We start from the raw sequence: 16,200 nt of genomic DNA, 5'->3' as shown, positions 1-16,200 counted from the left end.
CCTGTCAACTTTGCCGTCAATTTGATAGCCGGCTTAATTGCCTACTGCCACCAGCCCAAGAAGCCCTCCCTGATCAACGATGCTGCCTTGCCTGCTTAACCCGAACTCACGTTAGTTAGCGATCGCACTGATTGATATTTATTCTAGGAATCACTCCGGAAAAGCTTCGGAACGGGTGCCAAAGTCATAGAGTGGTTAAGTGGGTTATCAAAACTGGCTATGCCAACACTGACACCAGACCAGCGCAATTACTACTACCTCTTAGAAGCGGAACGAACTGGCATTCACAAGCCGATTCTGGCAGCGCTTTATCAAGTGCTATCTTCACCGCAGTTTTCGGACGGAGAAAAGGGACTGGGCATCTCCCCAGCGAATCGCATTCCCCTACAGGAGGTGGATTCTTTTCCCAAACAAGTGCAATATGCTGCCAATACTATCCGCAGTTTAAGTAACAATCTGGTCGCTCAGGGGTGGAAAGGAGCGGATCTGTGGGACGTACAAAAAGGGCGCTACAGCGATCGCTTTATTCAAGCTGTGGCTGATGGTTATGCACCGCCAGCAAGCGAACCGACAGCAGCGCGGTTGGAAGCCAGCGATGCCAAGGCGTTACTGCAAGCGTACCTAAAAGACATCGAAACCGATTTCAGTGCGGAAGGCTTGCCCCACAATCTTGCCTACCTGGATAAGGCGCTACTGACCCTAGTGGAGCGAGTTCCAGAATACTATACTGGCTTGCCTCATCAACGGGATGCTGCCCTGGAAGTGGTGCGGATGTGGCGTCAGATGGATACAGAAGAAGCCGCGATCGCATCTTTGCTGTCTCCTGGCACTGTCATTGGCGATAACTTCGAGGAATCCCAGATGGATGTTCCTCTCAAGCAATTTATCCAGCGAATTTCTCCCAATTACTCCGGTTATCCCTATCAGCGAGAAGCCCTGCTGCGGCTAGCCCAGCTGTGGCGTCAGCTAGAATCGCGGGAAGTTGCGATCGCTTCTTTGAAAAACAACACCTCCGCCGATACAGGGATTAAAATTGTCGATCCGGCCCTGATTGCCTTTATCCAGCGCATTCCGCAGTACTATCAAGCTTCAGGCAACCAACGCAACGCGCTAACTGAATTAGTTCGGATCTGGCGAAAGTTGGACTCTCGCGCTTCCGCGCTGGCATCATTGGGAATCGACCCTCTACTGCTGAGTGGCACGACAAGCGATCGCACCAGGTTATCGAATCTTGCCGCCCAGCTAGATCGAGAATTGCTGAATTTTGTTCGGCGTCTGCCGATTGAATATAAAGAAATCGACCACCAACGAGAAGCTTTAATCCGCCTGGTTCAACTTTGGCGCGATTTGGCAACCAGAGATCAAGCCATTCGCTCCTTATTTGAGGATCTCAAACGCATGAATCAGGCACGGAAAGATTCTCCGGACGCCGCACCCAAGCCTGTCCCAATCGCTGTCGCCAAGCGTCCCGACAGGTGGACGCTAAGGAATATTCAGCTGTCTGCCCCCATCGTTCCGGATGGCAACTTTACCTGGGCAGAAGCTACCCACGGCGGCACCCGGATGCCTCCTAACCAGGCGACGCTGGATGCCATGATCCGGATTGCGAGACTCGCACAAAGGGCACGCGATCGCATTGGGCGACCCTTCATCATTACTAGCTGGTATCGACCTCCAGCGATCAATCGTGCAGTTGGTGGGGCAAGATACAGCCGTCATATTGTTGGAGATGCGATAGACTTTCTCTGCGAAGGTCTTTCTGGCGATCAACTTTACTGGTCTCTCGACCCTTGGTGGCCCGGTGGTTTGGGTCGTTACACCAGCTTCCCGAACCTGTGTCATCTTGATGCGCGAAGCTATCGGGCACGCTGGCGAAACTAAAGTGAGGCACAGACGTACACAAAAGCTCTTTTTTCCATCAATGGTGAGGGGTTAGGGTTAGCTGACAAATCTTTCCGTATAGGTTGGGTTTCACGCTGTTGAACCCAACCGCAGCCAGTGCTTCGTTGGCTCCGTGCGGGAATGAAACCCAACCTTGTATTTGTACTTCCGCAAGGAAACTCCAAAACATTTGGCTTTTTCAACCCTACCAATCTTTATCCGGTTTCCGGAGGAGAAAACAAAAATTTAATCTACGGTTTGCCTATCGGGATATGAAGGTATACAATAAAAACATTCTGCTAGAATCATGTCCATAGTAAAAACATTTCTATACCTATAGATAGATGAGCGATCGCATTGGACACTTAAAACACACCTGGGTACAATCTCATAATCCTTCACATCCAGCATTGAGATTGCAACAACAGCAACAAACAGAGCCGATGTTCTACTATTTTGCTTACGGTTCTTGTATGTGCCCGGTCGATTTAAAGCGTACATTCGGCGAGAACACCCATAGTTACGTGATTGGTGCTGCCACACTGAAAGGATATCGGCTAGGATTTTATCGTCGCTCGGCGCTTCGCAACTGTGGTGTTTTAGATATGGTGAAAGATCCATCAGCCTCAGTCGAAGGAGTTCTGTATCGACTACCGTGGAGATTGAGCGATCGCTTAGATGAACGCGAAGAAGTCCCTCAAGGCGGTTATCGCCAGGAAATGGTCAACGTTTCCTGCCAAGGTCGGACATATACCAGCGTTCGTACCTACGTTGTCGTTAACAAATTAGCAGAAGAACTCGCCCCCAACGACTGGTACTTCAACGTTGTCCTGCGCGGTGCCTTAACCTGCGGGCTTCCAGAACAGTATTGCTGGCAACTGTTTAACCATATGCATCAGTTACAACAGCGCCACTGGGTCTCATCAGTCTCTACGGTTCGTTTAGTTAGCGGTAATTGATCGTTCGTCATTCGTCATTAATGATTCGTTTTTGGTCAGCAATTCTGAGCAAACACCCAAAAGCTCATGACAACTGACAATTCCCCCCTATTTATTATTTATTAAAATACTTGTAGGGTAGTTAATTTTTACCCTCATCCTAGGTATTGCTAGCCTTAAAATGTAAACATACATTTTTTGTAAATTCTTGGTGTATGTTTACAAAAGCAAAATTTCTAAGCATATTATTAGTAACATTCATTATTGTATCCGCTATTCATATTTATTCCAAAAATGCTTCAAAGATTCCTCAAGTTCAAGTACAAAAAATAATAAACGGAGAAAATACAGCTAATAATTTATGCGATTGCCAAAGCCAAGAATGCCAATTCAGCATAGAATTTATCAGAACGGATCATCAAGGAAATACAAAGGCTAAAGGGGCAAATTATGTTCTTATTTTTGATCCAAAATCTCCGAAACTAGATTTTAAGGTTAGTCTTGCTTTAGCCCATGAAATTTATGCTAAAGATGCTAAAGGAAGATTCCGCAAAGAATATGTTCCAAAACAGTTTCATGAAATTATAGCCGATGAAAATGCAAAACTAAATGGCAAGAAACCGATTGCAGCCATTAACGGGGATTATATAGATCCTGAGAATAAACCCCAAGGCTTGAACATTTCGAGGGGGGTAGAATATTCTGGTTTATTTAAAGATAAGCGGTCTTCCTTTGGAATTTCAGGAGGCACAGAAGAACGAAAAGCGACAATTCAGATTGGGAAAAGAAACAAGCAAAATTTAAACTATAACTTAGTAGGAGGTAATGGAAGATTTTATAAAGATGGAATATTTAAAGATATTTGTAATGACTTGGGAGAATATGCCTGTCAACACGAAACCAGCCGCTCAATGGCAGCGATTACTTCCAAAGGCTATGTAATTTTATTGGTTAACAACGTCGAAACCGATGGGCCATTGTATCCAGATAAGTTTGATGATGTCCTGAAAGGAATTTCTAAAAACCACTGTTTAGGAAATATTCAGGAAGCAATGTTATTTGATGGTGGGTTTTCAACAGCTTTTTACTATAACAACAAAATCTATGTAGAAAACTCTAATCCAATTGGCTCAGTTTTCTTAATTTATAAATCCGAGTAAAGCTTTATTAAGCTACTTTCCAATTCAGGATACAGCAATTCTCTATTGGAGCCAGTAAGGTTTAACCCCATCCCGTTCGTAGAGAGGTTTTTTATATTCCCTCCTGTGAAAGTTCGTGGGTTGGGGTGAGTTTCCAAGCCTATATTGAGCTAAGAGTGATGGAAGAGCGATACGGTATTGAGGTTTAGCACCCAGATGAATTTAGCCTACACCTGCTTGACCTTAACTCAGCAGCAGTCTGCAAAGCAGCATACAGGCAAAGAAGCAGGCTCAAAAATCCGCCTAAGACATTTGATAAGTATCTAGAGACGCTTCTACAACAAGAACTTCCAGAATCAACTGCTACACTGCGGGAGTTGTGTTACGAGATATAGTGTTGTTGGCAGTGCAGGTGTATAAGCAAATTTTTCTATATTTTTTAAACACTTACACCTTCAATTTTAGCCTCCGATAATTCATACAATTCGCGTAACTTCTGTAATTTTTCCTCTGAAGGTTGCCAGAAACCGCGACCATTTGCTTCTATCATTCTGGCGACAATATTGCGGAAAGCTTCGGGATTTGCCTCGCGCAATTTATTTGCCATTTCTGCATCTAAAGCATAGGTATCTGCTGCTTGGTTGTATACCCAATCATCGGTAAAACCAACCGTACCACCCCAACCAATTAGTGCTGTCATGCGTTGGGAAATTTCGTAAGCGCCACCGGAACCTTGATTCGCCATTGCTTCTGCCCATTTGGGGTTTAGCAATTTGGTACGGTACTCCATCCTCAGCAAGTCGTCTAAATTGCGAGGCGTGGTGTCTTTAGAGAAGCTTTCGACGAAGCTGGCGCTAACTTTTTTACCGCGTTGTTTTTCTGCGGCTTTTTTCAAGCCGCCAGTGTTGGCGTAATATTCTTGAATATCGGTAAGACCATATTCAACCGAGTCGATTTCTTGGACAATGCGATCGCTTGTTTGCAACAACTGCGTCAGCACTTCTGGTCTAGCTTGTCCTTTGTCCTTTCTACCGTAGCTGAAGACATTGCGATCGCGCCAAGTATCCCCCAATTCATCCCCCGATTCCCAGTTACCATCGGTTACGCGATCGTTCACTAGAGAACCAAAATCACCGGCAGGGTTAGAAAATAATCGCGCTGAGGGATTGTCTACACCTTGAGATTTCAACGCTAAAGCGTGTTTGCGGATAAAGTTTTGGTCTTCCAGTTCCTCAGCATCAGCGGCGCGTTGAAACAAATCATCCAACAATTCAATAATGTTGATAAAGGTATCGCGGAAAATTCCCGAAAGATTCCCTAACACATCAATACGCGGATGACCGACTTCTGCAATTGGTTTCAATTCATAACGGACTATTCTTCCCGTACCTTCCTTAACAGGTTCAGCACCTACTAATTCCAGCAAAATTCCCAGAGATTCGCCCTTCGTTTTAATCGCATCCAATCCCCATAACATCACTGCCACAGTTTCCGGATAAGAAGCCTGTTCCTTAAGATGTTGGGCGATAATCCTTCTAGCAACTTCTCGACCCCTTTCGTAAGCGGCTGGGGAAGGCATCCGATAGGGATCTAAAGCATGAATATTCCTGCCTGTTGGCAACACACCAGCACCATCCCGCAACAAATCACCACCCGGTGCAGGCGGAATATATTCGCCATTAAGTCCCCGCAGCAAATTAGTGATTTCTTCACTATTTTGTTGCAATAAATCACGTATTTTTATCGCTTCATCTATTAACTCTGGAAGATTAGGATTGATGCGAAATTTAACATTAGGATATGTTTTGTTTAAGGATTCCCAGTGTGCTGATAGTGCTGCCTGGTTGTCTGCGCCTTTAGCAACTGCCTCAATAATGTCTTTTGGCAATTCAAAATAAGCATCAAAATAGCTAATTAGTCCTTCTGGAGTTGGTGGTTCCCCCAGCGTATGCAAACCAGATGAGAAAAGACGATTTTCTAGAACTTGCAGATATTCATACAGTTTTACTAAGTAAGAATTAAAAACATCTGCACTGAACAGTCTGGCATTCTCAGGAGAGAAGTCAATACCTAAGCGTTTAGCATCCTCAAAAGAACAATCTGCATCCAAACCCGTATCTACAATCTTTTTACAAATCGCTTCCTTGAGGGCGTAATTTTTTTGCGGGTCTTCCCGATACTCCGCGATTAAATCGCGCAGCGACACCAATTCTTTGTACAATCCAGCACGACCATAAGGCGGCACATTATGGGAAATCAGCACCCCGTAGCCGCGACGCTTTGCCAACATTGATTCAGAAGGATTGTTCGCCGCATAGATATATAGATTGGGGATATTTCCTAGCAGAATATCAGACCAAGAATAGCCCGTATTACCGAGCGGAGATCCGGGCAACCATTCAACCGTTCCGTGCATTCCGAAGTGAACGACAGCATCAGCTTGAAAGTCGTTTTGCAACCATTTATAGAAAGCGGAATACTGAGGGTGAGGTGTTAAATCGCGCTCAAACATTAGCCGCATCGGGTCGCCGGAAATTCCCAAGGGTGGCTGTACGCCTATCCAAATATTTCCTAGTTGTATCCCTCCAATTTGAAATTCATCTCCATAAGTTTTGATGCCAGTTCCAGTGAGGGATTTCCACTGTTTTTCGATGCGGGTGGTGAGTAGATAGCCTAACCATTCTTCTAGGGTTTTAGCATTAACGTTTGTACCTCCCCTAGCCCCCCCAGATAATCTTGCCCCCTCCCCGTTCACGGGGAGGGTTGGGGTGGGGTTCTCATCCGCCTCTTTCACTATGCGAATTAATTCTTCCCCATCTTCCGGTAATTCTCCAACGTTGTAGCCTTGGTCTTTGAGGGCGTGGAGGAATTTAATTAGACTTCGCGGTACATTCAATAAAGCCGCTGTCCCCGTCGCCCCATATCCAGGCGGAAAACCATATAAAATCACGGCAATTTTACGTTCAGCCGTTGGCTTTTGTCGCAGGGAAATCCATTTTTTCAACCTTCCAGTTAAACGCTGAACTCGTTCTGGAATTAGATAAATATCTTCTCCTACTAATCCACCGAGGGGAACAGGATCGATTGCCCCATCCAGTTCTGGCAAAGCATATAAAACAACACTTTGTAACCCGCCCACACCCTGCCGCGTCCAAGAATGGATATCTTGAATTAGTAGCGGTGCAGCGACGATATAGGGTACATTCTTGGCAGTTAGAATGCGTTTTGCTACTTCCACTTGTCGCCCTGCTTCCATTGACCCCGCAGGGCCACCGACGAGGGGAAAGCCAATCGTAGAGACAATTGCATCTACTGGAACCGCATCTTCAGACAGAGATGAAGTTTCAAGATTACCGAGTTGTCGCTGTTGCATTTCGTAGTCTGTGGTCATCCAATCCCGCACCGCCACATGACCTTCGACGCCGTTGATAAAGATTGGCAAAGGTATCAACCCAGCTTTCTCAAAGTGGCGAATGAGTTGGGGAATGTAAGGCTGTTTGGTGATAACGTGCTTGCGATAAAGCAGAATGCCGACAACTGGGGATTGGAAATTGGGAATTGGAAATTGGGAATTGGAAATTGGTGAATTCTCTTTGTTTTTATCTTCTCCTTTGCGAAGCTGTCGATACCATTCCAAATATGCCCTTGGAGATTCAAAAAAGCCTTGATAATCGGGATGCAGCAATCCCATATTTGGAGTTTCAACTGGCGGCGGAATTTCTCCTACCTTTAACTGCAAATATTTCTCTGCCAGCGTCCAGAACATCGACGCGACATTTTCTGTTCCACCAGCGTTCCAATAACCGTAAATAATTAGCCAGTTGCGTAAGTCTTGCACTTTTTGCACTGGCACAAATTTTAATAATTTTGGCCCAACTTTTAAAAAGCTAATATAACCGGCAAGTTTGTCTTCTTCTCGCCCGTTGCTGAATTTGTCGAGAATGAATTTAACAGGTTTGGGCATTCCCTTGGGCTTGTCGCCAATTTTGAACGCGCCTATCTGAGTGAGGCTCATCAATTCCAAGGCTGACTCAAAGACGAGGCGAATGGGGATATTTTGCACCCTTTGGCGCAACCACATGACTTGGTCGTAATCAAATAGCAGACTGCCAAAAAAGACATCTGCCCCTTGGAGTGCGGCTTCTACGGCGTCTGGTTCCGTCGTGAGGGCGCGATCGCTAAACACCCGAATATCCAACTCCGGACACCTAGCCTGAGCCAAATGAGCTGCCTTCCGGTACAAGTCAGCGTTGAATGATTCAAACCCAGCGATTAGAACAATGCGTTTCATGCCCAGAGAGATTAAAGGTTCCTACTTTCGATCTTAAGCAGGAACCTTGGGGATGGGACGCCTAAGCCCACCCCGACCTCAGATTGCTTTTAGTAACTTGCCCTGAGCATCCCGCTGAAGATATTAAAGTTCTTATCAATCAAACCGATTAAACTCTGAGCATTAGAGAGCGATCGCGGTGGGTTAGAAATCAGCGTATCTAAGGCAATCAAGCGATTAAAATCAACTTTGATGTCACCAGTCCGCTCGGTTTTCCCATCGCTTTCATAAAACTTAACCCCCGCCTTCTTGTGCATAATCTCAATCAACTCCTGCGCCATGATGCCATAGCCAATGGTAGTGGGATGAATACCATCCAAAGAGAATAAGCCGCCTTGAGTGCGACCCGTTGCATCAGATTTAAAAAAGCGGGAATCTGGTACAGGTGAAAGTGCCTGAAGCTCAGGTGGCAACTCGTACTGACCACCCACTTCATCCCACCAAGTCGGTCTGGCTTCCGGGTCTTGGATATAGCGCCTGGATGCCAAGCGATCCAACAAGCCAGCCATTTCAAACAGATACCAATCTCTGCCTTCCTGTCGAGCCTGACGCACCGCATCGGTTATATAGTCGTTGTACTGGTCGATGGCACTATCGATTGCTCGTGCCTCCTCCTCTGTCAGGTACGGGTGCTTATCCGGATCGAATTCTTCTTCGGTAAGCCAAGGCAAGGAGTAGTAAGGGAAGTATCGAGATCCCGGATTAGCTTTATTCCCCTCTTTATTTTTGTTGATACCACGGGCAAAAGGAACGATCGTGACGTGAGGAACCGTTGCCAAGATTACATGGCGAGCGCCGATTTGCTTCACTTCCTCAACCAGCTTGTCCAGTTCAGCCTTAAAGTGAATCGGACGCCAGACAGTATAGCGATCGTTGACCGCCATATCGTCATAACCTTCAGCAGTCCAAGCTGCCTTAAATGTCAGAATACTACCCAGCGCATTGTTGCCACCGATGATAACAAGCAGCGTTTCAATGCCGTTACCATCGCTTTCTTGCGTCCCCTCAGCGCCCAGTGCTGCCGCCGCTTGCAGTGGCGTCAGCGCGTTGCCTTGTGCATCCCGCGCCGAATTCAAAACTCGGATGGCAGCGCGTTCGTTATGATACTCGACAACCTGCCGGAGATAATCGTCTTTGGGGGGATTTTTCCGAATGATGTCTAGGCAAATGTCCGCAGTGCGCGACAGGGTATTCCGCAAATCCCAGCCATAGACTGCCAGGTTGTGATTAATCCCGCGTTGAATGGGGAAGCGGGAGCCTGCGTCACGTTCCCAATAATCCTCTATATCGTCCATGTAGTGGCGTATAAACAACAGCGCTGGAGCGAAATCCAACCAGTTGATATCACCAAACTCCCGATCGAGTTGTCGAGCCAGATGTTCTAGGTTCAGCGGAAACCCGTCTCCTGGCCCGTCGTAGGTGGGATAACGCATCTGGTTAGACCAGCCCATTTCCTTGGCAATCATCATCGGATAGGAGAGGCTAGTATTGAAGATTGCCCCACTTTGAAAGCCGTGAGAGAGAGAGTCCCCAATCGTGACCAGCCGATGCTTAGGAGTTCCTTGTCTACTCACTTCAACGGCAATACCCAGGCTGGGATCTGTAATGGGTTTTCGCGCCTGTGCCTGAATAATTACATCGTCTGGCGTGCGATCGCGCATTCGATTTCCAGAGTCTGCCATAAAGTCTCCTTATTAAAAAAAGCGAACATTCGTTACCAGATGCTCCACAACCGATGAGATAAAATCCGGAATTTGTGTTAAATCAGCAGCGGTTTCAAATTAGCCGGTAGAATCTCTAAGACGATAAGATTCAATTAAATATTGTAGCAATTTGTAACAATATTTAAATCTTTTATTTGAAAAGTGGACAGAAGATTAGGTAGAGGTTTTACTATAAAAGCTACCTCAAGTTCAAGAAAATTTAATTTTATAAAAAAGCCAGATAATTAATTAACTATTAATTATCATAAGTTAGAGGATTGATTTTAGGCATAATATATTTTCCAATAATGTAATTATTAGAATTAAATAGGAAGATAGACAGAAAATGGAAATAATAACTAAAGTTATATATCGAAACTTATTAAGCATTAAGCTATAAAATGCAAGTGTATCGCACAAGCAGTGTAACTCTCATTGGCTGCGTTCTTTTGCAGTGCTAAAATAGCACAAAAGCTAGACTTACTCGATGGCTTTCTGTTGGCTAGTTAACAGAAAAGTTAGCAATATTGAATTCAGGTGGAATCTATGGCTTTTAATATCAGTGCGCTGAAATTACCCACACTCAAAATCGGCTCTAATGGAGCAGCAGTCAGTGCTTGGCAAAGCTTTTTAAAAGAGGCTGGTTATCCGATAGGAACCGTTGATGGAGACTTTGGTAAGATTAGCGATACAGCTACCCGTAGTTATCAGCAAAGGAATAACTTGCCGGTTAATGGAGTTGTGGATAATACCACCTACACCAAAGCTTTGAGCGACGGTTTTCTTTATAAAGTTCCCAATCTTACGGCAGCAATGTTGCTTGCTTATCTGCGCTTTGGCGAGGCAGAGGTTAAAGATTTACAAAAGTCTTTGAATACAATATTGGTTCCGGATTTAACCGTAGATGGAGACTTTGGAGCTAGAAGTAGCCAAGGGTTAGCCCAAGCTTATCTCCAAAGAGATGTGCGCTTGCGTGATGAATTGGAAAATCTACTTTCTGCAACGACTAAGCAGAAATTAGGCGCAGATTTTATCCCAGCAATGGATATCCTCAACGCCTATGCCAAAAGAATTCGATTTCGCTTGAGTGGTCCGCATTGGTATGACAACTTTCCGACTAGCCGCTCGATTTCTGATTTAGCTTCGCCTTTCCGAGAAAAGGTAGCAGCTTTTCAAAAAGCTTTAATTGATGCGGGTGCCCAAACTATTATTGCCGCTACCTATCGACCTCCACACAGAGCTTATATGATGCACTATTCGGCTCGGATTAGTCGAGGAGAAATCAGAGCAGAAAATGTGCCCAAAATGGCAGGAATTGACATTGAATGGGTACATTATACGAACGCTGTAGCTGTACAAGCCGCACAACTGATGGTAGATGAATTCGGCATTGGCGGGAATCCGGTGGCTCTAAAATCTCGCCATACTGAAAGGCTAGCCATCGATTGGAACATTACCTGGGAAGGAATTCTAAAAATAAAAAAGAGAGATGGCACCCTGGTGAATATTGGCGCTCCCACGAATGGTGCCAACAATACGGCTCTCTATAGTGTGGGTGCATCTTATGGCGTATTTAAGCTAGCAAATGACCCGCCCCACTGGTCAGTTGATGGTCGCTAAGGCTGAGGAGTTTTTTGAGTTAAGATTTTGAGTTTAGATTGTAGAGACGCGATTTATTGCGTCTCTATTTATCGATAGTTCAGAAATTTAGATTGGGCAACAGTAAAGCAAAATGGTATGAAAACAAAAGGTAAACTTTGCTGATTGCCGAACATCTACCCAACTGAGAGCTATGCAAGTTCAAAGATTTGACCTTAGCGCGGTTATCATCCGCACTACTGCGATCGCTCTACTGGCATTAATTGCTGGCTGTTCATCCGATCCATATACAGAATCAGCACTCCAGCCAACCAAATCCTCGAATCGCGCCGCTACTACAGCAGAAGTGGGTTTAGCACGCCACTTGAAGCGCACCAAAGCCAAATTTTACGGCGCATATTGGTGCCCTTTCTGCACAAAACAGAAAGAACTGTTTCCAAAAGAGGCGCTTGGCTATATAAACTACATCGAGTGCGATGCGGGTGGTAAAAATCCGCGTCCAGACCTCTGCACGAAGGCAAAAATCAAAGGCTTTCCCACTTGGGAAATTAAGGGGCGGCGTTACTCAGGTCTGCTTTCTTTAGAAGAACTCGCCGAGCTATCCGGGTATAAAGGCGATCGCAACTTCCAAAACCGAATTTGATGCGTGTCGCCAAACGCTTCGCTCAAACGAACAATGCCATGCCCCTACGATGGTTCCCTCATTGTGGCTGCACAGCGGCTGGAGAGGAAATGGGTTGTGCTTGTCCGGCTTGTACGAGAGCTTGATAAATTGCAGCAGCTACCTCAGCACGAGTCGCCGCTTGATTCGGTTTGAGCAAGTTTTGATTCGGATAGTTAATCACAAGACCGGCTGCTGTAGACGCTGCGACACCTTGGGTCGCGTACTTAGGAATCTCCTTGGCGTCTTGATAAGTCTGCAAAGCTTGAGCCGGATTGGACGGTGGTTTCAGCCCTAAGCCGCTAGCAAGCGCAACCAAAACTTGCGCTCTCGGAATTTCTTGGTTTGGGAGAAACCGATTTCCCGGATATCCTTTCAAAAAACCCGTTGCCACAGCCTGCTTGATTCCAGCTTCAGCCCAGTACCCAGCGGGGACATCTTGAAAGTTTGAAGCATTCTGAGCCGGTTTTTGACTAAAAGCTTTTCGCAACGGAGCCGTAAATTCCGCTCTCGTGATCGGTTGATCGGGGCGAAAAGTGCCATCGGTGAAACCCGCGAGGATGTTGCGCTCAACCAGCGCTTGAATGTAAGGACGCGCCCAGTAATTATCAGGAACATCGGAAAAGTCGATCGGTTTAGCTGGGGCAGAAGCTGTGGGGGCTGGTACGGGAACAACCGCCGCTGGGGCGGAAGGTGCAGGCGCGGGTACTGTAGCGGGGGCGACTGACGGCGCTGGGGCGGAAGGCGCGGGTACGGGTACGGGAATCGGGACGCTTCCCGATACCGTGTTTGGATCGTCCGGTATGAGTACCGTTGAGTTTGAGTCGTTTGGTGAAGCAGAAGGTGCCGGAACCGTTGGCTGGGTGGGCGATTCTCCGGGTATCACTATTGGTAGCGGCGCTGCTGGCTTTGGACTCGCCGTGGCGTCAGGAGTCGGCAATCCGGTCAAATTCAACCCTGGCTCCCTTCTACCAATTGACCAGAAGAAAATCGTGCCAATCACGCCGAAGGCAACAACAATGCCAATCAACTCATCAAAGCCAAGCCGAGAGGAACGTGGATCGGGGGGAGGTGATGTCATTTACCTGAGTTCATGCAGCAAGTAGCTTATACCCTAAAATGCCTAGCTAAGTCATCCTTCTTAAAGCAAGAATTAAAAATTTTTGGAGGACAGAACATGAAACTTGTTTTGATAGAAAGCCCTGGAAAACGGCAGAAATGGCAGAAAAGCCTTGGTTCTGGCTACCGAGTGATGGCAAGCATGGGTCATGTCGTTGAGCTGGCGAAAGACGGGGAAGATGCACTGGGATTTGACCTATCAGGCGATCGCGTTACTTGTCGATTTGTCCCCCGTGGCGACCGAGGCAAAAAGGTTCTCACCGAACTGAAACAAGCGGTCAAATCAGCAACCGAAGTCATATTTGCAACAGACCCAGACCGAGAAGGTGAGGTCATTTCTTGGCATCTGGCACGAGAACTCAAGGTAAAAAATCCTCGGCGAGTGGTGACGAGCGAGATTACAGAAACTGCGATTAAAAAAGCAGTGAGCAAACCCCGTCCGCTCGACCAGAACCTCGTAGATGCAGCTCTTTTGAGGACGTGTCTCGACAAGCTGGTTGGCTTCAGAGGCTCCCCTCTCGTTTGGTCGCTCAAAAACGGAGCCAAGTCCGTCGGTCGGGTTCAAAGCGCGACCTTGCACCTATTATGCGATCGCGAGAGAGCAATTACAGCCTTTGTCCCTGAAGATTACTGGTCTGTTTACGTTGACTACGCCGAGGGGTTTCGAGCCTTTTATGCCGGACAAGTCAATGGTTCCGATGAGCCTGAAGTAGAGGAAACCGATGATTCTGAGTCTCCTGACAGCAAAAAAGCTGCTGAAGGAACCAGAGTGACCACACAAACTCTGGCGGATCAACTGGTAGCGACGGCGAAGAGTCATCCTCATCAGGTAGTCAGCACCCAAGGTAAAGTGAGTTTCAAAAAACCACCCGCCGCATTTACCACCAGTTCCCTTCAGCAGGCAGCAGGAGCGCGTCTAAAGCTGAATCCAGAGAAAACAATGCAAGTGGCGCAAAAGCTGTACGAACAAGGATACATCACCTATATGCGTACAGATAGCCCAACTTTATCTGAGGAGTTTTGCGCTTCGGTGCGGAAGTATCTGGAGCAAAATGACCCAGAGAATGTCCCCCAAAAGACGACTGTTCGCAAAAGTGCAGCGCTGTCCCAGGAGGCGCACGAGGCAATTCGACCGACAGAGATTACCCGGCTACTATCCGTCATTAAAGCAGAGTTAACACCCGAAGAAGCTGGATTGTATGACTTGATATGGCGACGCGCGATCGCTTCTCTGTGTCAATCAGCGCGACTCTTGAAGACGAGAATTATCACAAAATCTGGTAGCGTAACTTGGCAAGCTTTGGGTCAGGTGCTACAGTTTGAGGGCTATCTGCGCTACTGGCGGGACATTGGCTCAGACCAAGTGTTGCCGACGCTGAAAGAGGGGCAATCGCTTACCTGTACCCAAGCGGGTGCCGATCAGAAGCAGACAATGCCACCACCCCGCTATTCTGAGTCTAAGTTGATTCAGGTGATGGAGAAACAGGGGATTGGGCGTCCTAGCACCTATGCTCCGACGGTAAAGACTTTGAAAGAGCGGGAGTATGTGGTTCTGAAGAAGGCGTTGCTCGTTCCGACCCAGCTAGGGATGGAAGTTGATGAGTTTTTGGGTCGGGTGTTGCCTGAGCTGATTCGTGCAGATTTCACGGCAAAGATGGAGCGGGAATTGGATGCGATCGCTCACGGTAAGCTGGACTGGCAAAAGTATTTGACTAGCTGGAACCGCGACTATTTTGCCCCAGCACTCAAGAAAGCCGGGGCAAAAATTCCCGTTTCTATGCCGACTGTAACGAATCCAAGCCGAGTTAAGGTCACTCCACCTGTTTGTGAACCCCCGGATACTCGCACCGATACTAGCACGGAGACTCGGTCTGAACTTACTAATATTCGGTGTCCGAAATGCAAACATCCAATGACGAGGGTTTACTCGAAGTCTAAAAAACTTCAAACAGACCATTTTTTGAGCTGTGATGAGCGCAATAATGGCTGCGGTGCTGTAATGTTTTTTAACGTATCCACGCTAGAGTATGAATTGCCTGACGCTAAGCGTAAAAATCCGCCGCGTTCTGACAAGCCTTCTCAGCATTCTTGTCCGATTTGTGGCACTCCCCTAGAGCGCTACAAGTACAGCAAAAATGGTCAAGATAAGGCGATGTTGCGTTGTTCTAACCCGAAAACCAAACAAAATAAATGCAAAGAGGTAGCCTTCTTTGAGAGTAAAAAAGGTAACTGGTGGTCGCCAAAATTTGGCGAGCTTGAAGCGGAGTAATTCAGTAAGAATGCGTAGGTACACCTGTGGCTTGGTTTCTTGATTTACAAAGCGCCTAATTGAAGGACGTTGTTTGCTTGATGGTTTAAGGGTCTGGCGTGTACGCAATCATTATCAAGTTTTAACTAAAAAATAAACGCCAAGTCAGTCCCCCAATTCCTCAACTTGAATTGCATTCTCTTGGCGATCTATTTCAAACTACAGCACAACTATTCACAAAGATCAGCGGCATTTCAACACTTTGGTAGTTGCCCTTATACATAGCTGGAAATAAAATGGCTGTGTATAAGCATACTTTGGGTAAGATTCAGTGGTTAAGGGCACCACATTTATTTAAAAATTTTTATTATACAAGATAATAAATAGAGCTAAATTTAAATTGATAGCAAACCTTATTTTTGCTGCAACGCTTAATAAATTTGAAAAGTATTTTTGTTGTTTTTACCATTGTTTTAATAATAAAGTTAAAACAAAAGGAACTCACCTAGTCTTTTATAGATTATAAAATCAAAACTAAAATAAATACACTCTTCTACCTTTTCAAATTGAATCAAATTTAAA

9 protein-coding genes and 1 pseudogene are annotated in these 16,200 nt (G+C 46.1%); 7 read left to right on the top strand and 3 right to left on the bottom strand.

The window, feature by feature from the left end:
* The 4 genes and pseudogenes from NC996_RS14670 to NC996_RS14655 all read left to right on the top strand — a co-directional run.
* Positions 1–99 (top strand): annotated as a pseudogene (locus NC996_RS14670) (IS982 family transposase); the annotation flags it as partial.
* A 120-nt stretch (positions 100–219) separates the two neighbouring features.
* Positions 220–1,881 (top strand): D-Ala-D-Ala carboxypeptidase family metallohydrolase, encoded by a 1,662-nt coding sequence (locus tag NC996_RS14665; protein WP_190687036.1) that lies wholly within the window; start codon positions 220–222, stop codon positions 1,879–1,881.
* A 344-nt stretch (positions 1,882–2,225) separates the two neighbouring features.
* On the top strand, positions 2,226–2,840 hold the full coding sequence (locus tag NC996_RS14660) for a gamma-glutamylcyclotransferase (protein ID WP_190439763.1): 615 nt from the start codon (positions 2,226–2,228) through the stop codon (positions 2,838–2,840).
* 194 nt (positions 2,841–3,034) lie between these two features.
* Positions 3,035–3,979: a phosphodiester glycosidase family protein gene (locus tag NC996_RS14655; RefSeq protein ID WP_190687033.1), complete on the top strand. Its 945-nt coding sequence runs from the start codon at positions 3,035–3,037 to the stop codon at positions 3,977–3,979.
* A gap of 418 nt (positions 3,980–4,397) precedes the next feature.
* On the opposite strand, the gene bchH is transcribed toward NC996_RS14655, so the two are convergent.
* Together bchH and NC996_RS14645 are read right to left on the bottom strand one after the other, a co-directional pair.
* On the bottom strand, positions 4,398–8,249 hold the full coding sequence (bchH, locus tag NC996_RS14650) for a magnesium chelatase subunit H (RefSeq protein ID WP_190687030.1): 3,852 nt from the start codon (positions 8,247–8,249) through the stop codon (positions 4,398–4,400).
* An 89-nt stretch (positions 8,250–8,338) separates the two neighbouring features.
* Positions 8,339–9,970, bottom strand: coding sequence for a hypothetical protein (locus NC996_RS14645; protein ID WP_190687027.1), 1,632 nt, complete (start codon positions 9,968–9,970; stop codon positions 8,339–8,341).
* Between the two features lie 567 nt (positions 9,971–10,537).
* Here NC996_RS14645 and NC996_RS14640 point away from each other — a divergent pair.
* On the top strand, positions 10,538–11,611 hold the full coding sequence (locus NC996_RS14640) for a peptidoglycan-binding protein (protein ID WP_190687025.1): 1,074 nt from the start codon (positions 10,538–10,540) through the stop codon (positions 11,609–11,611).
* A 172-nt stretch (positions 11,612–11,783) separates the two neighbouring features.
* Positions 11,784–12,233 (top strand): hypothetical protein, encoded by a 450-nt coding sequence (locus NC996_RS14635; RefSeq protein WP_190412768.1) that lies wholly within the window; start codon positions 11,784–11,786, stop codon positions 12,231–12,233.
* Between the two features lie 58 nt (positions 12,234–12,291).
* On the opposite strand, the gene NC996_RS14630 is transcribed toward NC996_RS14635, so the two are convergent.
* On the bottom strand, positions 12,292–13,332 hold the full coding sequence (locus NC996_RS14630) for an S-layer homology domain-containing protein (protein WP_190687022.1): 1,041 nt from the start codon (positions 13,330–13,332) through the stop codon (positions 12,292–12,294).
* Positions 13,333–13,428: 96 nt separating this feature from the next.
* Between NC996_RS14630 and topA the strand changes: the two genes are divergently transcribed.
* On the top strand, positions 13,429–15,639 hold the full coding sequence (gene topA, locus NC996_RS14625; RefSeq protein ID WP_190687020.1) for a type I DNA topoisomerase: 2,211 nt from the start codon (positions 13,429–13,431) through the stop codon (positions 15,637–15,639).
* Positions 15,640–16,200: the final 561 nt, after the last annotated feature.

The sequence above is a fragment of the Trichocoleus sp. ST-U2 genome (assembly GCF_039961875.1).
In the GTDB taxonomy this organism is placed as follows: domain Bacteria; phylum Cyanobacteriota; class Cyanobacteriia; order Cyanobacteriales; family FACHB-T130; genus FACHB-T130.
Note: the sequence above shows the minus strand (reverse complement) of the source record. Positions and strands in the feature narration are given on the sequence as shown.

What these genes read in the sequence shown, in the direction of transcription:
- NC996_RS14630 (WP_190687022.1), bottom strand. Translation starts at nt 13,332, where the DNA reads ATGACATCACCTCCCCCCGATCCACGTTCCTCTCGGCTTGGCTTTGAT.
- bchH (WP_190687030.1), bottom strand. Translation starts at nt 8,249, where the DNA reads ATGAAACGCATTGTTCTAATCGCTGGGTTTGAATCATTCAACGCTGAC.
- NC996_RS14665 (WP_190687036.1), top strand. Translation starts at nt 220, where the DNA reads ATGCCAACACTGACACCAGACCAGCGCAATTACTACTACCTCTTAGAA.
- NC996_RS14645 (WP_190687027.1), bottom strand. Translation starts at nt 9,970, where the DNA reads ATGGCAGACTCTGGAAATCGAATGCGCGATCGCACGCCAGACGATGTA.
- topA (WP_190687020.1), top strand. Translation starts at nt 13,429, where the DNA reads ATGAAACTTGTTTTGATAGAAAGCCCTGGAAAACGGCAGAAATGGCAG.
- NC996_RS14640 (WP_190687025.1), top strand. Translation starts at nt 10,538, where the DNA reads ATGGCTTTTAATATCAGTGCGCTGAAATTACCCACACTCAAAATCGGC.
- NC996_RS14660 (WP_190439763.1), top strand. Translation starts at nt 2,226, where the DNA reads ATGAGCGATCGCATTGGACACTTAAAACACACCTGGGTACAATCTCAT.
- NC996_RS14635 (WP_190412768.1), top strand. Translation starts at nt 11,784, where the DNA reads ATGCAAGTTCAAAGATTTGACCTTAGCGCGGTTATCATCCGCACTACT.
- NC996_RS14655 (WP_190687033.1), top strand. Translation starts at nt 3,035, where the DNA reads ATGTTTACAAAAGCAAAATTTCTAAGCATATTATTAGTAACATTCATT.